We start from the raw sequence: 26,097 nt of genomic DNA, 5'->3' as shown, positions 1-26,097 counted from the left end.
AGTGCTCACGCTTCAGGGCTTTGCCGGCGCCGCGCTCGGCCCCAACCCCAAGCTGCTCGCCGATACGGTGGGCACCAACTCGATCAACCAGAAACCTGGGCGCTCCGACCTGCGCCCGTGGAAGCAGCCGCTGGCGGTGGCCACCATCCCCGCGGGTCGCAAGACGATCTACCGCATGGGTCGCTCTGTCATCAGCGACACGCTCTACTGGCTGTCCTGGGACACCCGCGTGCATCTGGTGCATGGCCTCATCAGTGGCGACGCGACCGAGCGCACCTACTACACCGGCGACGGCGCGCCGAAGCAGACCAACAACACGATCGCGCTGGCCTCGGCGCCTTACCCGACCACGTACCGCGACCTGGGCGTGCCGGTGCCGACGTCGCCCATCACTGTGGTGCCGATCACCGGGGGCACGAGCACCGAGATCCAGATTCGGTACTACACCTACACCTACGTGACGAATCAGGGGGAAGAGAGCGCGCCGGCGCCCGTCAGCGCGCTGACCAGCATGAAGTCGGACCAGACTGCCACGTTGAACAGTTTCGCGCCCCCAGCGGCCGGCTCGCATGGCGTCAACCGCATCCGGGTCTATCGCACCGAATCGGGCCAAGCCGGCGACACCGAGTTTTTCTTCCTGCGCGAAGAGCTTTCGAGCATCACCACCACGACCGATGACCTGCGCGCACTCGGCGAAGTCATGCCGACCGACGGCTGGTTTCCGCCACCGGCGACTCTCTCGTGCCTCACGTCGATGTGGAACGGGATGATCGCGGGCATCAACACCGTGGACGGCGCGGTCCGCTACAGCATCCCGTACAAGCCCTATGCGTGGCCGATCGCCTTCGAGACGTTGCCACCGGACGCCCGCGCCGTCGGCCTGGGCCGCTTCGGTCAGCGCCTCCTGGTGCTCACGACGGGCGACCCGGTGCTGGTGTCGGGCGGTGCGCCGGAAGCACTGGACGAACAGCCTTTGCCGATCGGTCAGTCCTGCGTGTCGGAGCCGAGCATCGTTTCTTTCGGGCATGGCGTGTGCTGGGCGTGCCCCGACGGGCTGGCTTACTTTGGCGAAGGTGGACCCAAGCTCCTGACGACGGGCATCTTCACGCGCGACGATTGGCAGGCCATGGTGCCGGGCTCGATGATCGGAGCCATCTACGAAGGCGCTTACTTCGGCAGCTACACCGTGGGCGGTGTGACGAAGGGCTTCTTCATCGACCCGCTTAACCCGACGGGCCTGTACTTCTTCGACACCGGCTATGCCGCGGCCTACGTCGATGACCTGAACGACATGCTCTACGTCCACGAGGGCGCGAGCGTGAAGAAGTGGGACGCCGGCGCGTCGATGACGACCACGTTCCGCTCCAAGGAGTTTCGCCAGCCGCTGACTACCTTCGCTGCGGGGCGCGTGATTGCGTCCGCTTTCCCGGTGACTGTGATGGTCGACGCGATCAACCTCGAGCCCGCTGTGGTGGCGGCGCGCGTGGCTGCGCGGCCAACGAAGTTCAGCGCGCCCGATGCGACGACGCTGCGGCACACGCGATCGGTTGCCAATCGCAAGCCCTTTCGACTGCCCGGCGATTTCGTGGCGCGCGACTGGGTGCTGTCCGTTGTCACGCAAAACCCCGTCGTGGCCTTCACCATCGCCACATCCATGGCCGAACTGGGCGAAGCATGACCATCGCTCCCTCGAAGCTGATTCGCAAGGCGATCCCGAGCCCGAACGATGCCAACTTCAACGACCGCGTGCGCGAGTCGCTGATGACGTACCTCGGCCAGCAGGGCAGCCGGCTCGACCGCGGCGTGACACTGCGCGACCTGAGCGCAGCAGGCATCAACTTGTCGGCGCGCTTTCTCGCCACCGGCCAGGGCGACCCCTTCGGTGGAGGCCTTGCGCTCGATGGCCCGGGCGGCAGCACAACCGTAATCGGCGGGCCGGGCAGCGTCTACGTCCCCGACCTGACCCCGCCACCGACCCCGACGGGCTTCACCGCAACGGCAGCCATCACCAGCCTGCTTGCCGAGTGCTCGCCGGCCAGTTACACCGTGGGCCACGGGCACTTTGTCAGCCGCCTGTATGGCTCCAAGCCGATCGGCGCCGGCGCTGACCCGACGTTCTCCGATGCCGTGGTGCTGGGCGAATTTGGCGGCACCGTATGGGCCTACGTGAGCGAGCCGGCAACGCGCTGGTTCCTGTGGCTCAAGTGGGTGTCCAAAGACGGCGTGGAAAGCATCAGTCCCGCGGGCGGGTTGCACGGCATTCAGGTCGACACCGGCCAGGACGTGAGCAAGCTGCTCAACGCGATCACGAAGGCCGCTGAAGATCCGACCGCCACCTTCACGAAGCTCGCCATCCGGGCGACCATGTTCTATGTGGTTAGCGATATCCCGGGCGCGACCACTGAAGCCGGCATGTTCAGCGTCATCACGGCGCCCATCACTTCGGGCGGGGTGACAGTGCCTGCGGGCACTTACATCAAAGACGCCTACATCCAGAACGGCACCATCACCAACCTGAAGGTCGCCAACGGCGCGATCGACAACTTGAAGGTGGCAAACGTCAGTGCCTCGAAGCTGACCGCGGGCACCATCAGCGTGGGCGAGTACATCGAAAGCGCCGGCTACCTGGGCGGGCTCTCAGGCTGGAAGATCAACGGGGCTGGTGACGCCGAGCTCAACAACGTGGTGGTGCGCGGCTTCGGATTCTTCGGCGGCGGCTCTGTCGGCGGCATCATCATCGAGGCGACCCGCATCCGCTCGAGCAACTACAGCGGGCCGTTCGGCGGGACCGGCTTCATGCTCGGCGCCGACGGCACGCTGGATATTCCCGACGGCACTATCAATGCCGGCAAGCTGAACATCGGCTTCGGCTTCAACCTGCTCAGTCGTTCGTCCTGGGTGGTGCGCAACGGCGCGGTGCCTGAAGGCTGGACGTATGGTGGCTCGCTGACCTACATGACGACGTTGCAGGTCGACACCGCGAACGATTGGACCCCTAGCGGCAGCAGCGCGCAGGCCATCTACATGGTGCAAACCGGGCGCAATGGCGACACCAACATCGACGGCGCCTATACCGACGTGAGCGGCGGATATTTCCCGTGCGTGGCAGGGCAGCGCTACGAATTCAGTGCCTACCTTGCGGCGCACCGCTGCTCGGTGAAGGTCTACATGGGCTTTCTCAATTCGGCCGGCACTGCGCTCGCCTACTTCTCGACGGCCGATGGCACGCCGGGCGCCACGGGCAATGCGCTGGGCGCTGGTGGCGGCGGCAAGTCGCTGGCGCAATACAACCGCTACGGTGCCTTTGGCATCGCCCCAGCGGGCGCCGCACAGGCCTTCATGATTATTCGCAAGGGCGACACCTACGCCGGTGCGACGGACAGCTATTGCTTCCTGCCGTGCGGCTGCCACGTGGCCGCGGCCGGCAAAGCACAGACGGTGTTCTCGCCCTACAACCCGACGGGCCTCGGGACGCTCATCACGCCTGCGGGCATCGTCACGCCGAGCATCGCGGCACTCAGCGCCAACCTGGGCGCGATCAATGCGGGGCAAGTGACCATCGGGTCCAACGCGGGCGGCGACTGGGGCTACATCCGATCGCCGAACAAGTGGCTCGATGGGAATTGGGGATGGATCATGGCGCAGCACCCGAACGGGGCCATGTTTGTTGACTTCACCATTGGGTCGAGTCGGTTCTACATGTATCACAACCCCGGCGTGTCAGCGACGATGGTTATGGACACGCCGGGCCTGTACTTCGACAGCAACGGCACGCTGCAAGTGCGAGCAGCGAACGTCATCAACACGCTGCAAATCGCGGGCAATGCAGTGACGGTTCCGGGCTACATGGAGGGCGGGGACCAGCGCGGCTTTCCCTCGGCCATCGGGACCGTCTTCAACTTCGACAGCAGCGGCACGCCAATCATCGCCATGATGAATGTGCAAAACCTTGGCTACTCATATTTTTCAGGCGGGCAGGACGGCACATCAGTGACTGCTTACCCGCAATTGCTGCTTCAAATTCAGCGCAGCGATGGCCTGATCGTTTGGCAAGGGGCTACTTTGGGTGGCTCGCTGACCGCCTACTTCGGCGGCGCCGGCAATGCCCACTACACCCTCATCGTGCGAAACCAAGATGGGTCCGGCAACGGCACCATTGCTTTCCGCTCGATGGTCTTACTGACTTGCAAGCGATGAAGCTGTACTTCTTCTACGAACCCAACGGCCGGGTCGAACACACGCAGATGTGCCTGACAGAAGAGAGTGCGCAGAGCATCACGGCATTGACGGGGCTGCCCTATGCGATGCGCGAAGGCGAGCCCGGCATGGGCCTTTGCTACGTGCAGAACGGCGCGGTCATCACTTGTCCACCGCAGCCGAGCCCGGTGCATGTCTTCGACTACGGTATGCGCGACTGGAACGACCCGCGGGCCTTGGACGAACTGCGCGCGTCTGCATGGGATCGCATCAAGCGTGCTCGCGCCGAAGCCTTCGCTGCGGGCGTGGAAGTGCCCGGGCTTGGCCGCTTCGATACCAACGCGACCGCCAACATCAACGTCACGGCGGTGTTCGCAACGCTGCCCTACCAGCCTCCGAACTGGGTCATTGCATGGACGCGCTTTGACGACACCGTAGCAACGCTGGATCTCGTCAGCTTTCCGCGCATGGCCATGGCCGTGCTGTCGCATGCGAGCGGTGTTCACGAGCGCGGCCGCGCCCGGCGCGGTGCCATCGAGCAGGCCTTCGACGCGGCTGCGCTGGACCTCATCGTGTGGTGATCCGACCCCCCTTGAATTAGGTGTTTGCGCCGCCTACCCTCGTGAAGCCCGAAGCAATGGGCATCACACAAAGGGCAATACGTGCGGGAAAAACTGGCTGTTGCTCTTGCGCGGCATATCGGTGAACTGCTGACTCCTGAACTCGCCCGGGAAATCGGCCGCGAAGCCGTGACCTTGTACGACATGAGCATCGACCCGTGGCAGTTCGCGCCCGAGCGCCAGGGCATGTACGTGTTCCAGTGCGAGCGCCTGATGGACGGTGGGCAAGACCTGCGCCAGCAGCGCAGCAACTACCTCTATGAGACAGGCGACGGCGCTCCTATCCGCACCGACTGGGCACGCCTCATCCGTCAGTCGCGCGAAGGCACTCAAGTGATCTTCACTGCACGCGACGAAGCGACCAATCTGCTCGGCAGCGTGTGGCTTCTGATCGGCGAGGACTGCGACACGCGGCGCAAGTCTGTCACTGACGATATTTTGTATATAGAGCCCACTCATAGAGTGGGTATGCTCGGCTTGAATCTGGTGAAGTACGCCGAGCGTTGCATCTTCGCGCTGGGCGTGCGCGAAGCGACATTCCACTTCCGGCTTGAGAACGGCGCCGACCGCATGGCGCGCTTCCTTGGGTATCGGGCTATTTCAACGAGGGTCAAGAAGTCCCACAACGGCGACTCGTTCGCCGACGTGCCTACGCGGCACACGGGAGACTTCAATGGATCTGTTGCGTGAGAAGCAGCGCGCTCAAGGCGCGCATCGGGTTATGGGTGGTGGCGGTAGCGGTGGCGCTTCGCAGGCGGCATCGAACTACACGGCATACCGTCAGGCCGAATTGAGCCAGCAGCAACTCGACTGGGCCAAGGACGTTTATGCGGCCGAGGCGCCCGACCGCGCCGAAGCGCAGCGCCTGGGCACCGAAGTCACCGAAGCGTCGCTCGCGCAAATGCGCCAGCAGCAGGAGATTACCCAGCGCGCCAGTGACGACTACAACACGAAGTTTCGCCCGCTCGAATCGAAGATCGTTGACGACGCGAGCAACTACGACACGGCCGAGCGCCGCCAGTCTGAATCGAACGCGGCAGTCTCCGACGTTGAAAAGCAGATCGCCGCGCAGCGTGGCTCGACCATGCGGGAAATGGAGCGCGCTGGCGTCAACCCCGCCAGCGGGAAGACCATGGCTGTGCAGGCGTCGATGGACGTGAGCGCAGCCAAGGCTAAGGCCGGCGCTGGCAACGCTGCCAGCAAGGCCGTGGAGACGATCGGCTACGCGCGCCGCATGGACGCCGCGAACCTAGGCCGCAACATCGCATCGAGCCAAGGCACCAGCGCCGCGCTGGGCTTGCAGGCGGGGGCAGCCACCAACGCATCGTCGGCCGCTGGCATCGCCGCGGGCCAGTCGGGCAACCAAGTCATGCAACAGGGATTCGCCGGCGCGCAGCAGGGCCTTGCGGGCGCTGCAAACAGCTACGGCGGCATCAATTCCGCCAACTCTTCGGCAGCCGCCGCCAAGTCGGCCAACACCGGCGCGGCCGTCGGCGCAGTCGCCACCGTGGCCGCGGCAGCCATCATCGTATGAACCTCATTGACCAAGCTGCCGTCGATAGCGAAACCGAAGCCGCGCTCGCGCGTGGAGTGCGTGTGTTCAACGGCGCGCTTTTCGGCGCCGACGAACGCGAGCACGTGGCGGTGTTGCTGGCCGCGCTCATTCCTCCGCAAGACGCGATGGTGCTGGACGCCGGCTGCGGTGTCGGCGAAATGGCGAAGCTCATGCGTGAGTCGCGCCCGGACCTGCAATTCCTTCTGGTCAACACCAGCGCGGTGCAGCTCGAGCACTGCCCAATCGACTGCGACCGCTTGCTGGCCGACTTCCATGCGATGCCGCTGCCCGCGCACGTGGCCGACTGCGTGGTCTTCAGCTACGCCATCTGTCAGTCGGGCGACTGGCCCAAGGCACTGGCTGAAGCCTTCCGCGTGCTGAAGCCGGGCGGGATTTTGCTCATCAACGACATGGCCCGCCTCAGTGGCGACAACGACGAGTTTGAAGCGGCGCTTGGCGGGCGCGTGCATGCACCCGAGACGATCGAAGCCTGGGCGAAACAGGCCGGTTTCATCCTCGACGCGGCCGTGGCGCCTGACGTGGGCGTGGAGCGCCTGCGCGACCTGCTCGACAACGACCCGATGGCCGACCGCTTGCTTAACGGCGTAGTGCCGACCATCTGGCGCTTCATGTCGCTGCCCGAGGGCACGTTGCGCACGCTGCACCGGCATGCGGGCAACGTCGGTTTCCAGTTCAGCGGTGGGCGTGACTCGACCGCGGCGCTTTACCTGATGCGCCCCTACTGGGCTTTCATGCGGATCTACCACGTGGACACCGGCGACCACTTCCCCGAGACGATTGCAGTCGTGGAAGAAGTGGAGCGCGAATTAAACGCCGCGGGTTTGCCGTTGCACCGTGTCTTCACCAACGTACCGGCTGCGCGTGAGGTGCAGGGCATGCCCACCGATCTGGTGCCGGCTGCCAACACGCCCGTGGGCCGCATGTTGTCCGGGCTAACCGTGCGCCTGCAAGGCCGCTTCGATTGCTGCGGCACCAACCTGATGCTCCCGCTTCACGCACGCATGAAGGCCGACGGCATCACGCTGCTTGTCCGGGGCCAACGCACCGACGAATACGCACAGACGCCGCTGCGCAGTGGCGACGTGGCAGATGGCTTCGAGGTGCTCTATCCGATCGAGGACTGGACCGCCGCCGACGTCATGACCTACCTCGAGTCGCACGTGCTGCCCATCGCGCACAGCTTCTACGACAGCGGCATGACGCACGGCAGCGACTGCATGGGTTGCACCGGCTGGTGGGACGAGGGCCGCGCGGCCTTCCTCCAAGCCAAGCACCCCGAAACATACGAGAAATTTCTTCAACAGATGGCCGTGATCCAGACCGAAGTTACCCGGTCGATCGTGTGGCTCAAGAACGAAACGGGAGCTTGATATGGGCGCAGGTTGGGGATTTGCACTGGCCGCTGGTGTCGACGGCTGGATGAAGGGCTCGCGCTTGGCGCGCGAGAACGACGAGTACGAAACCGAGAAGGCCTACAAGGACGAGAAGCGGGCGCGCGAGCGCAAGGACAACGCTGAAGCCGACTCGCTGAAGGCCGATTTGAAGCAGGCCAGCCGCGACGTGGAAGTAGACCAAGGCGCCAACGGCAAGATCATTCCGCAGACGATGGACAACCGCGACGTGGGCTCGCCCGAGAACGCGGCGCTGCCCAATGGTGGGTTGCAGGATGCAGGCTTCGCAGTGGCCGGCAAGCCCTACGTCGACCAAGCCAGCGCCACGGCTGCCGCTGGTGTTCAGAACGCGCCCGAGGCCGTCAACGCCCGGTTGGCCAAGACCTACCGCGCGCATGGCGACGTCGAAAAGTCGATGGCGATCGAGCAGAGCGGCCGTGCTGCCGAACTGTCCAAGATCCAGCTTGGGGACATGCAATGGAAGCGTGGCCTGGGCGTAGCGATGCGCAGTGGCCACGAGGGCATTGCGAACTTCGTGTCCCAGTCGGAAGCCGGGCCCATGAAGGGCATGAAGGTACAGGCGGTGCCGAGCGCTGACGGCAAGACCGTCACCTACTCGTCCATCGGCCCCAACGGCGCGCTGGTGCCGGTGCCAGGCATCGGCGCCTTCACCAACGACCAGAAGGGCGTCACGCAGGCCGCGTGGATGCTCGACCAGAGCATTGACCCAGCCGCGCGCATGGCGCACACGGACGCAGAGACGGCGCGCGACCTCGCGCAGAAGAATCACCAGCAGAGCCACGACACGCAGGTTGAGCAATTCGGCCAGAGTCACGCCCTTGCGCAGACCGCTTCGACGCGCGCCGGCCTGCAAGCCGACCAGACGCTTGCCAAAGGCGCCTTAGAGCTCAAAGACCTCGAGCGCAACTCCAAAATCCCGCCTGCCATCAAGACGGCCGTGGCCGGCTTGCAGGAAGAAGCCAAGCAGATCAACGGCATCATTTACAAGGCGCAAGCCGATGGTTCGTGGGATGCGACGACCCCGGGTGCGAAGAACCTGATGGAACGCCAAGCCATCATCAACGGGCAGATCGGCAAGCACCTTGCGCCTTACTCGCACCAGGACGGCGCGGCACCGGACCCACTGGGCATTCGCAAGCCAGTCCCGGCAGCCGCAGCCGCACCGCAAGGGCGCAGCGCCGGTGGAAGCGGACGCCGCGCCAGCGGTGCCGACCTGAGCACCATCAACGGCGCGCTCGACGCCGAGAAGGTCGACGGCCGCGCCGCTGACTTCGTGCGCAGCATCTACACGCAGGAGTCGGGCGACGGCACCAACACCACGACCTCGAACCGCGGCGCCGTGGGCGGCATGCAGATCATCCCGGGCACCTTCAAGGGCGTGGCCGACAAAGACTGGGATATCAACAACAAGGACCACAACGCCCGCGCCGGTGTTCGCTACGCGAAGGAAGCGTGGGACAAGTCCGGTGGCGATCCGGTGCTGGCCGGCGCCTATTACTACGGTGGTCCGAACGGCATGGCGAAAGCTGCGAAGGGCGTTCAGACCTATGACAGCAAGAACCCGGGGAACCCGGGGACCATCGACTACGGCAAGCAGGTCGCCGCGCGCATGGCATCACGCGCTACCGACGCGCCGCCGATCGCGGGCAGCACACCGGCCATGGCTTCGCGCCAGGGCGCGATCACGAACCCCAACAAGAACTTCGGCCCGACCAAGGCAGCCGGCATGACGACGCAGGGGAACATCGACCTCAACGCCCGGCCTGTGGCGCAGAACAAGGACGGCAGCGTCAGCACCGTGCGCTCCATCAGCGTGGAATATGACGGTAAAGAAGTGCTCATCCCGACGGTCAGCCAGGACGGCCAAGTGCTAACTGATGACGAGGCGGTAGCGCTCTACAAGCGTACCGGCTTGCACCTGGGCAAGTTCGATTCGCCCGAGGCGGCAACCCGCTACGCGCAGAGCTTGCACAAGGACCAAGAGAAGCAATACGCCGACAAGGAGCCCGACCCGATGACCGCGCTCTACAAAAAGCAGGTCGGCGAAATGAACCACGGCACGCGCGACAGCCTGAGCGCCGACGTTGCTTCGTGGAAGGCGCGCACTGACGACCTGACCGCGAAAGGCGACACGCAGAAGTTCAACGCCGCGCAGGCCTCCTATCTCCAATCCGAAAAACTCAAAGCACAGCGCGACTCCAAGACCATCGTGGCTTCGGGCCGCTAACCAGTCATCCCAATGAACATCACCGAAGTCCGCGCACAGAACCCCGAATGGAAGAACCTCGATGACCAGCAGGTCGTCAACGTTGTCCATCAGGTCTATTACCCCGACATGGAGAAGGCCGAGATTGCCAAGGCGCTCGGTGTCAAGGACGCGGTGCCGCCACCGGCAGAACGCTCGTGGTCGCGTGTCGCGGGCGACGTGGGTATCTCGGCACTCAAGGGCGCGATCGGCGTGCCTGAAGCTGCGGTGGGCTTGCTTGATATCCCGACCATGGGCTATGCAGGCAAGGCAGCCGAGGCTGTGGGCTTCCGGCCCAAAGACGCCAAGGGGATGCTCGACGACCTCTACTCCGACAAGCAGAAGGCAGCCTTCAAGGAAGTGAACGACGCCGAGGGCTTCGGCAACACCGCCATGGCCGCGCTGCGCAATCCTTCGGTGATCGGTCACAGCGTTGTCGAATCCCTCCCCAGCATGGCCGCTGGTGGCGTGGTCGGCCGCGGCGTCATGGCCGGCGCTCCGAAGCTGGCCGGCATGGTTGCTGGTGGCGTGGGCAAGGCCGAACAGGCAGCGATCGCCGCAGGCCCGATGGCCGGACGCGAAGCCGCCATGGCTGGCGCACGCAGCACCGCAGCCGCCACTGGCGCGGCGGGTATCGGCGAGGGTGTTGTGGGCGCAGGCTCGCAGGCCGAGCAGATCCGCCAGGAGACACCCGACGGTTTGCTGACGCTCGGACAGGGCGCCGCTGCGGTCGCTACCGGCGTGGCAACGACCGCATTCGGCGTGCTCGGCGCCAAGGTGGCCAAGTCGCTCGGCATCCATGACGTCGACACGATGCTCATCGGCGCAACGCAGAGCCCGGTGAAAGCCAAAGGCATCGTCAAGCGTGTGCTCGAAGGCATGGCGTCTGAAGGCATCCTCGAGGAACTTCCTCAGTCGATCAGCGAACAGGTCTTGCAGAATCTGGCGCTCGGCAAGCCGCTCGAGCAGGGCGTCGACCATGCTGCCGTGCTCGGCCTGCTCGCCGGTGCTGCCATGGGCGGCGGTGCCAACGTCATGAGCGGTGGACACGCCGCACCGGCAGCAGCTGCAACGCCGCCCGCCGCCGTCCCCCCCGTGCCCGCTGCCCCGCTGGGCCTGCCATCGCCGACCATCGAAGTGGGTCCGGACGGCATGGCGACCACCGCGGGAGATCGCAACGCCTCGATGGCCGCTTCGCAAGGCCGCGAAGGTCAAATCTTCCAGAAGGGCGCGACCGTCGACGGTCTGCCTGTCCTGCCCCAGCAACCCCGCGGCGCACTGGCCCGCGCAGCCGCCACCGCCACCGGCCAAGTCACCGATGTGCAGATCAAGCCGACCGGCCCACTCGCCACTGCTTCGGCAGCCATCAACCCGACCACCACCAATGAACCTGCGATCAATGAAGCGCCGAGCGATGCAGGCGTGCCCCCTGCCACGGCGATCACTGGCCCGAGCACTCTTCCGGGCGATCAAAGCCAGCCCGGTGTCCCGCTGGCGCCGCCTACTCTCCCTGCGCCTGTAGCCGACCTCACGCACGGCGATGCAAGCCAGTCCGACCAGGACGCCTACGACAACGCGATGGACGCGCACGAGCAGTCGCTGTCGTTCCAGATTGCCGACCCCCTCGAGGCCGAGGCCGCACCCGAAGCCGGTGCAGCGCACCAGTCGACGGACATTCTGAACAGCAAGGGCAAGCCTTTCACCATCAAGCTGGCCGCGACGAAAGCGGCAGCCAATGCCGGTCCCGGCCATGAAGTCGTCGCAGTCGAAGGCGGCTTCGCCGTCCGCAACACCGGAGAAACCAATGCCCAAGATCAAGTACCAGACGCAGGCCAGCGACCGAGCGGCGCTCCTGCAATTCCTGAAGTTGCCACCGCCAAAGCCGCCGACCGCAAAGGCACTGTGGGAAGCGGGAGCGGTGTTGCAGGGGCTCGATCGGGCGTGGATGCCGATACCAAAGCGCCACTGAAGAGCGAGCAGTACGGCAGCTACGCCAAGTGGATCAACGACGGCAAGGCCGTTCCGATCGGCATGCAGCAGCAGATACAGAAGGACACGCGGCTCGAAGATGGCGAAGCGGCTGAATTGCTTTCAATGGCCGGCAAACAGGAAGAGCGCACCGCGCACGACGCATCGCACTTCGGTAGCGCCGAGCCGAAAGAAACGCTCGAGCTACCCGACCCGAAGCGCCCGAAGGGCAGCCCATTCGCAACCATCAAGGTCCACGAGCACGAAGGGCGTTTCTCTGCTGGCCATGGCTTCAACACGATGACCGAGGGCCATAGCTCGCCGGCTACGAAGACGCCCGGCCGCATGTACGCGACCCGCGACGAGGCCGTAGCTGCCGCCGCCGATTTCATCCGCCAGGGTGCGGAGAAGGCCAAGGCCCGCCACACGTCCACGCCCGCCGACAAGGCCATCGCCAACAAGGTGCTCGCATGGCTCGACACCGTGGCGCCGAAGGCATCTGTCAAGGAATCCTTGACGGTTGCCGCACCGGCGCATGACATAGACGCCTATCTCGACAAGCAAATCCCGAAGGTGCTTGGCATGTTCCAAGGCCGTTTGACCCACAACCGGCTCATGGGCAACCTGGGCGACCCGCAGAACAAAGGCTACGAACTACCGGACCCCATCAAGCAAGCCGCCATCGACCGCCTGCTGGAAGCGGGCACCATCGTCAAGGACGGACAAGGCTACAAACTGCCGACGGCCGCTGCGCCCGCAGTAGTCAAGGAAACCTTGACCACTTCGCCGGCTGGCGCGCGCGCCGGCGTCAAGACCCGCGTGAGGAACGACGACAGCCCCGAGGCCCACTGGACGCGCAGCAACAAGTCCGCGCGCTTGGAGCTTCTAAATTCACTCGGCCTGGGCAAGCTGCGCATGGACCTGATATCGACCAAATCTTGGGCCGACCTGGGCGACGTTGTGAAGGCCAAGCTGGTGAAGCAGTTCGCTGCCGACACCGCGCCCGTGTCGAAGGTACCGCCGAAGGCCGCTGGCCCGCGTGCGCGGAAGATCACCGCAGGCGATCGCGCTCGAGCCCGTGCATGGATAGACAACCCCATGGGCGCCTTTCTCGGCCTGTACGGCATCAACCTGTCGCTGGTGAAGCAGTGGGCACCGGGCATCGTTGAGCAGCGCAAGGCCATGGTGCAGGGCTACCCGACCATCTTCCGCAAAACCGGCCTCAATCTGGACATGCTGGCGCAGGCTGCCGTGTCCGACGGCTTCCTGACCGAGCCCGATGTGCCGGCGCTCGAAGCTCTCATCGACAAGTGGTTCCGCAAGGAGCGCGTCATTCCCCAATTCGCCGAGGGCGTGGGCGAAGACGAAATGGCGAACCGCCTTGCCGCCGCCCGCGAAGCAGAAGAAGATGCCGCCCTTGCGCTCGACGCACTGGCGCCCGAAACGCGCGCTGAACTGGAACAGGACAGCGATATTCCATGGCTCGACGCGGTAAGCAACGCGACGACCGAACAGATGCTGCGCGCCATGGGTGCCAGCGAACAGGAGATTCAAGATGCCCTTGCCGCAGAAGCCGAAGGAACGAAAAGCCGCAATCCGGGCGCTGGTCAAATTAAGCAAGGTGACGCCGGCGCGGCGCCTGCAAATGCTTCGGGAAGCGATCGAACGCAACGAAGCACCGGGACCGATACCGTCGCTGACAGCGCCGGCGCCGGGCTATCCAGCCCTAGTCCCGCAGAAGTAAGCGCCAAGCAGGAGCGCGAAGCCGCGGGCATCAAAGCCGCGGCCGACGCCAAGAAAGCCACTGCCGACAAGCTGGACGCTGACGCGGCCGTCGGCGACTTCACCCTCACTGGGAGCGACCCCGCCGCCGATGTGGGCGCATCGCAGGGCCAGGGCGGGATCTTCGATGAACCCGCCGCCCCTGCACCGTCTCACGGTGCAGGCAATACGATCTTCACGGCCGACATGGCAGCCGCTGCGCGCGCTCGCATGAAGGCCAAGCTGGGGCGCCTCAATTCCGGTATCGACCCGGAGTTGCTGCAAGACGGCATCACCCTCGCCGGGTATCACATCGAGGCCGGCGCGCGCACCTTCGGCGCATTCGTCAAGGCCATGGTGGGGGACATGGGCGACGGCATCAAGCCGTACCTGCAAAGCTTCTACATGGCGCTCAAGCACGACGCCCGGGCGGTGTCGTTCAAGAAGGAAATGAGCACCGAGGCCGAAGTCGATGGCTTCGACATGAAGGCCAAGGCCGAGGCGGCGGCGGTTCCCGTGGCTCCCGCGGCTTCTAATCAAACCCTGTCGGGGCACTTGTACGACGCGATCAAAGCGGGCGGCATGCCCAAGGACAACATTGCGCTGAAGAAAGTGGTGGAGGCCTTCGACAAGGCGCCCGCCACGCCGGCGCGCATGAAGCAGGCGCAGGAGGCATTGGAAGCAGCCATCGCCACAACCGCGCGAGCCATCGCTGCGAAGAATGAAGGCCCGGCCAGCACGTTTGCAAGCCTGCTGCGGATCTACAAGTCGCAGCCGCTGCTGAACGTGCGCACCAGCACCAGCGTGGCGAATCAGGCGTACAGCACGCCGGCGCCGCTCGCCTTCCTCGCCTCTGAACTGGCGGGCATCAAGAAGGGCGACAGCGTGCTCGAACCGACTGGCGGCACCGGCATGCTGCTGATGCGCGCGTCGATCGGCCGCGCAGTGGTCAACGAACTGGATCCAGCCCGTCAGGCGCTTCTGTCCGACCAAGGCTTCGATGTGACGGGGCGCGATGCGGTCGACGGGTTCCCCGGCGTCAAGGTGCAGCGCGTCATCACCAATCCGCCCTTCGGCAGCATCAAGGGCGCCGAAGGCAAGCCGATCAAGGTCAAGGTCGATGGCTACAACATCGGCCAGATCGACCACCTGATTGCAGCCCGGGCGCTCGCCGCCATGGACGACGACGGCCGCGCTGTGCTCATCCTGGGCGCCAACAAGATCACGGGTCAGATGTCGAACGACGATCTGATCTTTCACAATTGGCTCTACTCGCACTACAACGTGACGGGCCAGTTCGAAGTAGAAGGGGATCTCTACACCCGGCAAGGCGCAAGCTGGCCGGTGCGGGTCATCATCATCAATGGCCGGGCAGCATCGACGCGCACGGCACCGATCGCTGGCACCATCGAGCGCGCCGACACCTGGGAGAAGGTCTATGAGCAATACACAAAGTTTCTGGCAGCCGCAGGGCAAGAGCCTGTCCGAGTCGCAAGCGGCAGCACTGGCCGTGCCAGCGCAGTCGAAGCCGGCGCCAAGCCTGTACCGGCGCCTGCTGTCGCTGCACCTTCAGGGAATGATCGACGCGGACCCGCAGGAGGCACGGTCGGCGCTGGAAATGTCGCAGGAGGAAGCACCAAACCTGTGGCAGATAGCGGAGGACGTACCGGAGTCCCAGTGGGGGGAAGCGCTGACGAACAGCGACTCGGCGCAGAGCCTATTGGCGCAAATCGAGTGGAGCCAGTCGGGAAGCCTGACCGACCAGCCGGAAACAAGCCTGCGGGAACTGCTGGAACTGCTGCCCTAAGCACGGCCGAAAACCAGTTTCAAGCCACCTACGTGGCGCGCAGCGCGCGCAAAGACGAAGGCGTGCTTATCCCGGTGAACATGCGCGACCCGATGCAGGACGCGCTTTCCCGCCTCGAGGATGCCGTCGGCGACATTGACGACTACGCCGCACGCGAGCTTGGCTACAAGAGCACCGACGAACTGCATCAGGCCTTCATGGGCCTTCAGGTCGACAGCGTTGCCAGCGCCATCTACCAGATGGACAAGGGGAAGGCGGTCATCATTGCCGACCAGACCGGCATCGGCAAAGGCCGGCAGGCCGCGGGCATCATCCGCTGGGCGCTGAAGAAGGGCTACACGCCCGTTTTCGTGAGCGTGAAGCCATCGCTCTTCACCGACATGCACGGCGACCTCGCCGACATCGGCAGCCACGATATCGCCCCGTTCATCCTCAACAGCGATGCGTCGATCGCCGGCGCCAGTGGCGAGAAACTGTTCGCCAACAAACCCACAGGCCACAAGAAACGACTCGAGCTGATCCGCGATGGCCACGGGTTGCCGAACGGCGCCAACGCCGTCTTCATGACCTACTCGCAGATCAACGTGGAGAACACCCAGCGCGGCGCCCTGACCGCGATTGCACCCAATGCAGTGTTCATCCTGGACGAGAGCCACAACGCCGGTGGAGAGTCGAACACCGGCAACTTCATGCGCGGCCTGCTGGATCTCGCCAAGGGCGTGACCTACCTGAGCGCCACCTACGCCAAGCGCCCCGACAACATGCCGCTCTATTTCAAGACGGACATGGGGCAGGCAGCTTCCGACGACAACGGGCTCATGAACGCGATGGCCGCGGGCGGCTTGCCGCTGCAAACGGTCGTCTCCAACAATCTGGTGAAGGCCGGGCAGATGTTCCGGCGCGAGCGCAGCTACGACGGCGTGAGCATCGCCAGCGTGACCGACACCGCGAACAAGGCGCACCACGAGGAAATGAGCGACCGCACGACGCAGGCTCTGCGCGCGATCGTCACCGCCGACCGCCTGTTCCACTCCGTCTTCGTCAAGGCGATGAAGGAGCAGCTGGCGGCAGAGGGCGCCCGCGTGCTCGACAACGCGGGCAATCAGGCCGAGGCCAGCGTCGACCACACCGAGTTTTCGAGCGTGGTACATAACTTCGTGAAGCAGATGCTGCTGGGCATGAAGGCGCAGGCCGCGGCCGAGAGTGCCATCGAGCAACTAAAGGCCGGCAAGAAGCCGATCATTGCCGTGGAGAACACCATGGGCTCATTCCTCAATGAGTACGCCGACGCCAACGGCATCGCGCTCGGCGGCACCCTGGGCGACTTCGACTACCGCACCGTGCTGTCCCGCGCACTGGCCCGGACGCTCTTCATCACCGAGCAGAACGCACAAGGCGACAAGGTGAAGCGCCTCATTCCGCGCTCGCAACTCGACGGCCTGACCGCCAAGGCCTACAACGACGCCGAGGCGATCATTGACGCGCTCGACCTCGATATCCCTGTCTCGCCGATCGACCACATGCGGCAGGCCCTCACCGCCGCTGGCTACACGGTCGCGGAAATCACGGGCCGCAATCGCAGCGTCGATTACTCAAACGGCGCCGCGCCGGTGCTGTCGCAAGTTGACCCGCTGGAACAGAAAGACAAAGTGCGAACGACGCGGCTTTTCAACAGCGGAAAGCTCGACGCGCTCATCCTGAACGTGGCCGGCTCGACGGGCATCAGCCTGCACGCCAGCGAGAAATTCACCGACCAGCGCCCCCGCTTCATGATCGTGGCGCAGCCTGCGGGTGATATCAACATCGTCATGCAGATGCTCGGCCGCATCCACCGCACGGGTCAGGTCGCTCTGCCGGCCTACTCCCTGCTTAGTGCCGACCTGCCGACGGAAAAGCGCCCTACGGCCCTGCTGTCAAAAAAGATGAAGGGGCTCAACGCCAACACCTCGAGCAACACCGAGTCGGCGACGTCGATCAAGTCGGCCGACATGCTCAACAAATATGGCGACCAGATCGTCGGGCAGTACCTCGCCGAGAACATCATGCTGTCAATGGAACTGGGCATCAACGGCCCTATGACCGACAGCGGCCCGATGGAGGACGTCGCACGCAAGGCCACTGGCCGCCTGGCGCTCCAACCCATCAAGGTGCAAACGGCCTTCTATGAGGAAGTCGAAACCCAGTACCTCGCGCTGATCGACTACCTCAACAAGACCAACCAGAACGACCTCGAGCCGCGCACCTTCGACTTCGACGCCAAGGAAGTGAAAACGCAAGTCTTGTTCGCCGGTGAGGACCACACGACGCCCTTCGGCGAAGACGCAATCTACGGGGAGTACTCCATCAAGGCTCAGGGCAAGCCGATGACGCCAGTGCAGATCACCGAGGCGATAGACGAACACCTCGAGGGCAAGACCGGCAAGGCGCACGCCGCCGCAATGCTGGCTCGTGCGCAAGAGCAGTTCCAGGCTTGGCTGCCATCGGTGCCCGAGGACCAACGCTCGCTCGTGATGACCTCGCGCGACAACACCGCGTCCTTCATCGCAGAACACGCCATCGGCGAGAAATTCCGCGTCGATATCAACGGCGACAGCTTCAACGCCGTGGTCACGAACCTGCGCACTACGCACAAGACCACGGGCAACCCGTTCGCCATGAGCAAGATTCAGGTGACGATCGCTGTGAACGGTGCGCTGCGCAGCGTGACGGTGCCGGCCTCGCAGTTCGCCACCATCCAGGTGTCGAACATCCAGCGCGGCTTCACGATCGAGCAGTTGTTCAAGGAAGGCCCGGCCGACCAGCGCGAAGTCGCCAAGATCGTGACCGGCAACCTGCTGGCCGCGTATGGCGAGATTGACGGCGCCCGCGGCACCATCATCAGCTTCACGAAGGCCGACGGCACGACAGAGCAGGGCATCCTGCTGCCCAAGACGTTCACCTTCGAGGCCAACACCAAGGGCGACCACCGGCTTGCAACGCCGGCCGAGGCCGTGGCGTTCCTGCACCGGTCGACGCACAAGGATATTGAGCGGTTTGGCATCACGACCCGCGATCAAGTGGTGCGCGTGACCCCGTTCGGAGGTAGCGGCATCACCATCAGCGTGCCGAAGAGCAAGCTGAAGGGGGGCAAGTATTTCCTCGACCAGCCGCTCATCGCCGCAATCGGTGACGACTTCGTGACGTCCGGGGGCCAGATGAAGGCAACCACCTTGGACGGCGCCGAGGCGAAAGCCGCCCTCGAGGTGCTGATGAAGAAGGGCGCGCTCTACGCCTTGCCCTCGATGTCAGAGGAAGCCAAGCAGATCACCGATGCGATGAAGCCCGTGCCTACCGCACCGGCTGCCAATCGGCCCGCCATGGGAAATGACGCAGTTGCAGAGGCCAAGTCCACCGGGTACGATTCAAGCGATGACTTCAACGCACCGCCCGGCCAACCTGACGACGGCACCGCAAGCGACTTTGCGGCAGCCGATTCTTCCGCCGCACCATCTGTGCGGGGGTCTGGTGGCGCCGTACAACGTAGAGCAGTCGTCACTGCATTGGGAATCGCCGATCGCATCGAGCGTGCTGGAAGTCAAGCACTCATCGGGCAAACAGTCCAAAGTGCCGACGACCTAGCCGCGCTCGCGCAGGTCTACCGCGATCCGCGGTACGAAACCACCCGCCTGTTTTTTGTCAAAGACGGCACCATCGTTCACTCGACTGGTGTGTCGGCCCGCATGCCGGGTTACACGCCACTGGTGCCGCAGGGCTGGGACTACGACGGCTACATGAACCTGCTCAACGAGCAGATGATGGCGACCGGCGCAGACAGCTACTACCTCCTTCACAACCACCCGACGGGCGATCCGACGGCGAGTGACCCCGACTTGCGCGTGACCGAGAACCTTGCCCGTGATGTGCCCGGCATGCTTGCCCACGTCATCATCAACAGCAACAAGTATTCGGTCATCAATCTGCGCCGTAACGGCTCGGCGAAGTCCGAGGTCAAGATGCACGAATTGGGCCCGGACCAACTGCTGCAAGCGAGTAAGCCGGCTGCTGTGCTCGGCGTCAAGCTGCTCGGAACGCTCGACCTCGCAGTGGCAGCCAAGTCGATGCAAAAGCCGGGATGGATCACGCTGGTCGGCACCGATTCGGGCGGCGCGGTGCGCGTGCTTTCGGAAGCGCCGTCGTCGATCCTGGGGCGCAGCTACCCGTATTTGGCGGGCACCGTGCGGCGCTTGATACGCAACTCAGGTTCCGAAAAGGTGTTCGCCGTCGGCTCGAATGCCGACATGAATTCGGCACCCATCGTCGCTGCCATCAAGGCAGGGATACTGACCGACGCGCAACCAGCGGTCGGCGAGTCGCTGCGCAAATCCGGCGTGGTGGGCGGCACCGCTCCCCGCGTGAAGGGGCGCTATCTCGCGGAAGAAAGCGCACCGTATGCAGTCGACGGTGTGAACGACACCCGCGACTATCGAGCGAAAGCATCCGACCTCGCCAATGACCTGTTCAAGTCGCCGGGCGTGGTTTCGTGGTGGCACAAGTCGGTCGGCACCATGCACGACCTCGCGCAGCGCCAACCCGCTTTCAGGCGCGTCTACGACGGCGTGCAGACCTTCCTGCAAGACGTCAGCTACTACGCCACCCAAGCGGCGGATCTCGCGCCGAGCATCCTGCCGAAGCTCGACAGCCTGCGCGACCTGAAGAAGTCGGCGCTGTCGCACGCCGACGTCAAGGGCATGAGTCGCGCGGTGTTCGAGGGCACGCTGACCTACACCCGCGACGGAGCGGGAAAGCTGGTGAAGCACGCCGACCTCGAGGCGCAGTACGCCAAGCTGTCGACGGACGAGAAAGGCCAGATGTTGCTGCGCAAGAACATCATCAGCGCGGCCGAACTGAAGACGTGGAAGGCCAGCCAGATCGGCACCTACGAAGGCGCCATCAACAACCGTTTCGACGCCGAGTTTCTGAAAGAGGGCGCGGTGTTCACCGACGCCGAACTGGTCAAGGAATTTGGCTCAACCCCGCGGCACATCGCCCTCTACCGTGAGTTTCATGCTGCCAGCACGAAGTCGCTCAATCAGATGGGCATTGCGGAAATGATTCGCTTCGGTGGCAAGCGCCTGACCCCGGCCATCCGTGAGCAGGCACTGAACGCCGGCAGCGCACGCGCCGCGGGCATCCTGCTGCGCGACTTCCTCAACGGCTTGGCCGAGGGACACCAGCCCGCCGCCACGATGACCGACAAGCTGAAGGGCGAGATTCGCGCCGAAGCCGCGGCCATGATGGTCAAGGCCGACGCGATTGCCGCCGACACGACGCCACAAGAAGACACGCAGAAGATGACCGACCTGAAGGCCGAGTGGAAGCGCCTGTCCGACGAGGCGCGTGAACTGGGACTGGCTGGCGCCACCACCGCGGCCGATCGCCTGATGAAGCAGGCAAGGCAGGCGCAGGACGGCATGGCCGAAATCACACAGGCCTTCAACAGCCAACGCGCCGGCCGCGCGGCTGCACTGCGCATCAAGGCGAAGACTCGGCTCGCACTGGCGCTCGACCCGGCCCGTGTGCCGCATCCTGAGTCGGCCGACATGCTGGACACCGCCAACTCCATGATCGAGAAGAGCGACAAGATCCAGTCGCTCATCGACCGGGGCTATGCGCCGCTGTCGCGTTACGGGCAATACACGCTCGATATCGTGGACGCCGCGGGCAATCGGCTCTTCTTCGGCATGTACGAGGGCAAGACCGAGCGCGGCGCCAAGGTGCGGGAAATGCGCAAGCTCTACCCGCAAGGCAAGTTCACCATGGGGACCAACAGCGAGCAGAGTTACAAGCTCTTCAACGGCATCACCCCGGAAACTCTCGAACTGTTCGGCCAGATGGTCGGCCTCGAGGGCGATGGCAACAGCCCGCAGGCGCAGATGTTCCAGTCGTACCTGAAGCTGGCGAAGAGCAACCGATCGGCCATGAAGCGCCTCATCGAGCGCAAGGGCATCGCCGGCTTCAACGAGGACGCCGGGCGCGTGCTGGCCGGCTTCATCTACTCTAACGCTCGCCTCACTTCGCAGAATCTGCACCAGGGCGAAATCACCGAAGCCACCGCCGCAATCCCGAAGGAGCAAGGCCAGTTGAAAGACATGGCAATCAACCTGACCGACTACGTGCGCAACCCGCAGGAGGAAGCTCAAAAAATCCGCGGACTGCTCTTCAGCCAGTACATCGGCGGTTCGATCGCATCGGCGCTGGTGAACATGACGCAGCCTTTCGCGGTGACGATGCCTTACCTCTCGCAGTACGGCGGCATGGCCAAGTCGGCAGCCAACATGCAGCGCGCGGTGCGCGACGTGATGGCGAAGACCACCGGAGACGCGGTGCTCGACAAGGCGCTGAAGCACGCCGAGGACGAAGGTATCGTGGCGCCGCAGGAAGTGCATCAGTTGATGGCCCAAGCCCGTGGGCAGGGCTCGCTCAAGAGTGGCGACGGCACTCTCAAGGGCGATGCGATCGCCAGCGTGCAGAACCTTGCATCAAAGGTCGGACTGGCTTGGGGCAAGCCCTTCAGCATCGCCGAGCAGTTCAATCGCCGCGTGACGTTCATCGCCGCCTACCGCACGGCCGTTGCTCATGGCATGGGCGACCCCGTGGCCTTCGCTGTGAAGGCGATCAACGACACTCAGTTCGTCTACAACAAGGGCAACAAACCGCAGTGGGCGCGCGGCGCCGTCGGCGGCATCGTTTTCACGTTCAAGCAGTACAGCATCAGCTACACGGAGCTTTTGCACCGCATGGCCACGCAGGGCGGGCCAGAGGGCAAGAAGGCCGCTCTGTGGTCACTGGCGATGCTCATGCTGCTGTCGGGTGTGGGCGGCTTGCCGTTCGCCAGTGACGCCGAAGACATCCTCGACGGCATCATGCAATCGCTCGGCTACAGCTGGTCGACCAAGCAAGTGCGCAAGCAATTCCTCATCAATACGCTGGGCGCAGGCGCGGCCGACTTCGTGGAGCGCGGTGTGTCGGGCCTTCCAGGCGCACCGATCGACGTGTCCGGACGGCTGGGCATGGGCAACCTCATCCCGGGCACCGGCTTGATGGTGCATAAGGCCGACCACATGCGCGACGTGACCGAGATCGCAGGCCCGATGGCGGATCTCGTGAGCCGCGCGTACACCGGCGCCGGGCAGGCGCTTGACGGGCATCCGATCCTGGGCGCGATGACCATGAGCCCGAAGGCCTCCGAGAACTTGCGCAAGGGCGTCGAAATGCTGCTCGATGGCGAGTACAAGGACACCAAGGGCCGCAAGGTGATGAACGTCAGCACCGCCGACGGCATCGGCAAGCTGATCGGTTTCCAGCCCAACGACGTGGCGGAAGAATCGTCGCGCGCCTACGCCGTTCAGAATTTCCGCGCGCAAAATACCTTGGCCAAGAGTGAATTTGCCGCGGACATGGCGCAGGCCGTGAACGACAAAGACTTTGAGGCTCAGAAAGCGGTGCGGCACGACGTCGCCGAGTGGAACCGCAAAAACCCCCACTCACCAATGACCATCGACATGGCTGCCGTGCGGCGCCGCGTCATGGCTATGCGTCAGGACCGTGCAACACGCGCCGCCAAAGCTGCGCCTAAGGCCATTCGGGCAGAGGCGAAAGCACAGCTTAAAGAGGGTAAAAATTGAGCACATTCGCAGGCATCACGATTCTGGTCAGCGTGCTGGTGGCCGTCAGCGCCAACGGCTACCTGTTCTGCGCGGCATTGGCGGGCCTTGGCGCCTTCCTCTACTGGTCGCGCCGGCGCAACCCCCCTTGATCTGAGGGGCGTGCGGGCGGCCTAATCGGGGCCACACACACGGGGCTCGCGGTTCTCACAAGGAACTTCGATGCTCACCCAATCCACGGCGACGTCCGTAACCGTCAATGCACCCCGCCATCGCCGCGGGGTTTCCGCATGAACCGCGAAGCCATTGAAGCTGCTGCTGCGGCTGCTGGCAGCAAGATCACCTACACCGGCGCCGGCACCACGTTGCTGGCTTGGCTCGCGTCTTCACAGTTCGGCGTGCTCTTCGGCATCACGCTGGGCGTGATCGGCCTGCTGGTCAATCTGTACTTCAAGTACCGCACCGACAAGCGCGAGCACGCCGAGCATGTTTTGCGCATGCGCAAGATGGCGATCGACACCGCGCCCGTGGGCATCAAGCCCGAAGAGCAGGACGAATGAGTACCCGGAGGCGCATCGCTGTCCTGCTGCTGACAGTCTCCGCTGCCGGCCTGGGCGTGTGGAACCAGTCAGAAGGCTTCGAGCCTAAGGCCATGATTCCGACCAAGGGCGATGTGCCGACGCTCGGCTTGGGGTCGACCAAATACGAGGACGGTTCGCCCGTCAAGATGGGCGACACGATCACCCGCCCGCGGGCCGAACAGCTTGCCCGAAACCTGATGCGCCAGGACGAACAACGCTTCGCCGAAACCATCCCGGGCGTGACGTTGTGGCAGGACGAATACGACGTCTACGTTGACTTCATCGGTCAGTACGGCATTGGGAACTGGCGCACGTCGACCATGCGCAAGAAGCTGCTGGTGAGCGAATATCGGGCCGCGTGCGATGCGCTGCTGGCTTTCCGCAAGGCAGCCGGCTTCGACTGCTCGACGCCGGGAAACCACCGATGCCCGGGCGTATGGGATCGCCAGCTTGCCCGCCACAAGAAGTGCTTGGCCGCGGAATGAAAGCTTTCCTGGGGCTCTTCGACGTGATGCCGGGCTTCCTGTGGGCGTTGTTACTGGCGGGCGCCTTGGCGCTGCTGGGCGTGCGCGCCGTACAGATAAGCGGGGCTCGAGCCGTTGTTGCCGAAGCCCGGCTCGACCTCGCCAATTACAAAACAACCGCGGCCGAATCGGCACGCATTGCCGAGCACGGGGAGCGCGCTGAAGAGGCTCGCCGGGTTGGCGAACAACGAAAGGCACTCAATGACGCCGCAAAAGAAACCGATGTCAAAACAACTGAATTGGCTACTGCTGTCGCTGATCGTCAGCGGCTGCTCGGCCGTATTGCCGCCTATTCAGCCGCCGCCCGTAGAGCGAGCGAAGATCGAACCCCTCTCCCCAGCGGCGCGTCAGCCTCTGGCGCCATCGGAGTGCTTGCCGACGTGCTTGGGCGGTGTGACCTCCGAGCGCAAAGACTGGCTGAGATCGCTGACGCCAGAGGTATCGCAGGGCGGGCCTGCGAGCGCAGCTACGACGCCCTGAGTCCTTAACCGTCTGACCATACTCGCCGAATTTTTTGCCGGGAATTGATCAAGCAGCTTTGGTCGAGATAGCCTGACCTCGCAGGATTCACTTAAAAAGATTCGGAATCTGTTCAGACGAATGGGGCCAGCTCCGCAAGGGACGCGTTCTTCTCGAGGATCGACCACTTACGGCGGTCGGTGAATACGCGGTGAGTAGGAGTGGCGACGGGCTTGCGATAGGTCAAATCGGAACGTGCCAGTCTGACCGAAGCAGCCCCGATCAAACTTTGACGACAGCGGGGCCAATAGTTGGAGCACAGGCACTTCCAACTGCTTGCCAGCGTCGTAGCCAATCTTCAAGGTCAAGGTGTTGGTTGTCGAAGAAGAGCGATTGCATCGTTTCTTCGACGAGTCGCTCTAGATCGCGGATGACATCGCCACCGGTCAGCACGCTAGTAATGGTCCCTCCTGAGCCGGGGCCCGCCGGCTCATGCTTCGCCCAATGAAATGCGAAGCGAGCGCGGATATAGGTCTCAATGTAGTCACGGGCGTTCGGAGTACCAAAGTGGTTTCTTGGATAGAACTCGGCGAGCCTCAGCCAAGCAAACTCCAAAACATCGATCATGTCGTAGTTCGCTTCGCGCATGTCTAAGGTGACCCCAGAATGCCATCCCTGACTCGACGACAGACAAGCAGTAGCCCTCATCTCGGGCAGATGACGAACAAGGCGAACCTGTGCTTCAATCTCCGCACTTCTTCTTACGTAGTCCGCAGGAACAGCGCTTTTCAGTTCATTGGGTATGAGCGCTGCGACGAAAGCGTCCTTCTTTAGATGCAGAAAAATCGCGATTCCGGCGAACACGATGGCGAAAAAGACCGAGTACGCGGCGGACGTAAAGTCCTTGGTGGATATGAAATACCAAGCTGCTCCGGTAGCAAAGATGCCAGATGCCCACCATGCAAGTTGTATTGACCAATCGGGGACAAAGCGCATTCTGTGGGCACCAAACTTAGAAGTTCCCGCATTTTGACTTGCCAGCGAGGGTCTACTCCGTGTTCCGGCGATCAGCAAGCCATCACCTTGATAGGGCAGGAGCACTAGATCGAACATAGATGCAAGGACACAGGCTAGTCGTCCGACATGCTTCCCATAGATCACCTGGACCGAGTTCCACTTGGCGCCGAGGCGTTGCGGTAGTCTGTGGTCGGTCAGTGGCCAGCGCCAGCAGTTCCGCGTGAGCGGCCGGCCGATGTTCGACTCCAGGTGCCGCTTCGTCGGTTACCGCGGCACTGGCGTTGAAT

General features: G+C 63.9%; 13 protein-coding genes. 12 read left to right on the top strand and 1 reads right to left on the bottom strand.

All coding sequences use genetic code 11. The features are described 5' to 3' along the window. Position 1 precedes the first annotated feature (1 nt). The 12 genes from RCH10_RS03785 to RCH10_RS03730 all read left to right on the top strand — a co-directional run bounded on the left by RCH10_RS03785 (position 2) and on the right by RCH10_RS03730 (position 24,822). The gene (locus tag RCH10_RS03785) at positions 2 to 1,678 is read left to right on the top strand and encodes a hypothetical protein (RefSeq protein ID WP_409051350.1); all 1,677 of its coding nucleotides are present in this window, start codon (positions 2 to 4) and stop codon (positions 1,676 to 1,678) included. Next, positions 1,675 to 4,197 carry a hypothetical protein gene (locus RCH10_RS03780; protein ID WP_409051349.1) on the top strand — a complete coding sequence of 841 codons (2,523 nt, stop codon included), beginning with the start codon at positions 1,675 to 1,677 and terminating at the stop codon, positions 4,195 to 4,197. Before RCH10_RS03785 ends, RCH10_RS03780 begins: the two co-directional genes overlap by 4 nt. Next, positions 4,194 to 4,778 carry a DUF4376 domain-containing protein gene (locus tag RCH10_RS03775; protein WP_409051348.1) on the top strand — a complete coding sequence of 195 codons (585 nt, stop codon included), beginning with the start codon at positions 4,194 to 4,196 and terminating at the stop codon, positions 4,776 to 4,778. Before RCH10_RS03780 ends, RCH10_RS03775 begins: the two co-directional genes overlap by 4 nt. Positions 4,779 to 4,859: 81 nt before the next feature. Next, positions 4,860 to 5,507, top strand: a complete 648-nt coding sequence (locus tag RCH10_RS03770) for a GCN5 family acetyltransferase (RefSeq protein ID WP_409051347.1) — start codon at positions 4,860 to 4,862, stop codon at positions 5,505 to 5,507. Beyond that, positions 5,491 to 6,351, top strand: coding sequence for a hypothetical protein (locus tag RCH10_RS03765; RefSeq protein WP_409051346.1), 861 nt, complete (start codon positions 5,491 to 5,493; stop codon positions 6,349 to 6,351). The genes RCH10_RS03770 and RCH10_RS03765 overlap by 17 nt, the downstream gene beginning before the upstream one ends. After that, complete coding sequence (locus RCH10_RS03760) at positions 6,348 to 7,763, top strand: methyltransferase domain-containing protein (RefSeq protein WP_409051345.1); 1,416 nt, start codon at positions 6,348 to 6,350, stop codon at positions 7,761 to 7,763. Before RCH10_RS03765 ends, RCH10_RS03760 begins: the two co-directional genes overlap by 4 nt. Before the next feature lies 1 nt (position 7,764). Beyond that, positions 7,765 to 10,032, top strand: coding sequence for a transglycosylase SLT domain-containing protein (locus tag RCH10_RS03755; protein ID WP_409051344.1), 2,268 nt, complete (start codon positions 7,765 to 7,767; stop codon positions 10,030 to 10,032). A gap of 12 nt (positions 10,033 to 10,044) precedes the next feature. After that, entirely contained in the window at positions 10,045 to 23,250 is a 13,206-nt protein-coding gene (locus tag RCH10_RS03750) for a PLxRFG domain-containing protein (RefSeq protein ID WP_409051343.1), read from the top strand. After that, positions 23,247 to 23,381, top strand: coding sequence for a hypothetical protein (locus RCH10_RS03745; RefSeq protein ID WP_409051342.1), 135 nt, complete (start codon positions 23,247 to 23,249; stop codon positions 23,379 to 23,381). Before RCH10_RS03750 ends, RCH10_RS03745 begins: the two co-directional genes overlap by 4 nt. A gap of 138 nt (positions 23,382 to 23,519) precedes the next feature. Next, positions 23,520 to 23,789 carry a holin gene (locus tag RCH10_RS03740; protein ID WP_409051341.1) on the top strand — a complete coding sequence of 90 codons (270 nt, stop codon included), beginning with the start codon at positions 23,520 to 23,522 and terminating at the stop codon, positions 23,787 to 23,789. Then, positions 23,786 to 24,295, top strand: coding sequence for a glycoside hydrolase family protein (locus RCH10_RS03735; RefSeq protein ID WP_409051340.1), 510 nt, complete (start codon positions 23,786 to 23,788; stop codon positions 24,293 to 24,295). The genes RCH10_RS03740 and RCH10_RS03735 overlap by 4 nt, the downstream gene beginning before the upstream one ends. Next, complete coding sequence (locus RCH10_RS03730) at positions 24,292 to 24,822, top strand: DUF2514 family protein (protein WP_409051339.1); 531 nt, start codon at positions 24,292 to 24,294, stop codon at positions 24,820 to 24,822. The genes RCH10_RS03735 and RCH10_RS03730 overlap by 4 nt, the downstream gene beginning before the upstream one ends. Positions 24,823 to 25,075: 253 nt before the next feature. Here RCH10_RS03730 and RCH10_RS03725 read toward each other — a convergent pair whose 3' ends face one another. Continuing rightward, positions 25,076 to 25,906, bottom strand: coding sequence for a hypothetical protein (locus tag RCH10_RS03725; RefSeq protein ID WP_409051338.1), 831 nt, complete (start codon positions 25,904 to 25,906; stop codon positions 25,076 to 25,078). Between the last annotated feature and the right edge of the window lie 191 nt (positions 25,907 to 26,097).

The sequence above is a fragment of the Variovorax sp. GrIS 2.14 genome, from assembly GCF_046115955.1.
Lineage (GTDB): Bacteria > Pseudomonadota > Gammaproteobacteria > Burkholderiales > Burkholderiaceae_C > Variovorax.
This window is presented reverse-complemented; position numbering and strand designations above follow the sequence as displayed.

Bases quoted from the DNA above. Each gene is read 5' to 3' on its own strand.
- RCH10_RS03780 (WP_409051349.1), top strand. From the start codon at position 1,675: ATGACCATCGCTCCCTCGAAGCTGATTCGCAAGGCGATCCCGAGCCCG.
- RCH10_RS03775 (WP_409051348.1), top strand. From the start codon at position 4,194: ATGAAGCTGTACTTCTTCTACGAACCCAACGGCCGGGTCGAACACACG.
- RCH10_RS03765 (WP_409051346.1), top strand. From the start codon at position 5,491: ATGGATCTGTTGCGTGAGAAGCAGCGCGCTCAAGGCGCGCATCGGGTT.
- RCH10_RS03760 (WP_409051345.1), top strand. From the start codon at position 6,348: ATGAACCTCATTGACCAAGCTGCCGTCGATAGCGAAACCGAAGCCGCG.
- RCH10_RS03755 (WP_409051344.1), top strand. From the start codon at position 7,765: ATGGGCGCAGGTTGGGGATTTGCACTGGCCGCTGGTGTCGACGGCTGG.
- RCH10_RS03750 (WP_409051343.1), top strand. From the start codon at position 10,045: ATGAACATCACCGAAGTCCGCGCACAGAACCCCGAATGGAAGAACCTC.
- RCH10_RS03740 (WP_409051341.1), top strand. From the start codon at position 23,520: ATGAACCGCGAAGCCATTGAAGCTGCTGCTGCGGCTGCTGGCAGCAAG.
- RCH10_RS03735 (WP_409051340.1), top strand. From the start codon at position 23,786: ATGAGTACCCGGAGGCGCATCGCTGTCCTGCTGCTGACAGTCTCCGCT.
- RCH10_RS03730 (WP_409051339.1), top strand. From the start codon at position 24,292: ATGAAAGCTTTCCTGGGGCTCTTCGACGTGATGCCGGGCTTCCTGTGG.
- RCH10_RS03725 (WP_409051338.1), bottom strand. From the start codon at position 25,906: ATGTTCGATCTAGTGCTCCTGCCCTATCAAGGTGATGGCTTGCTGATC.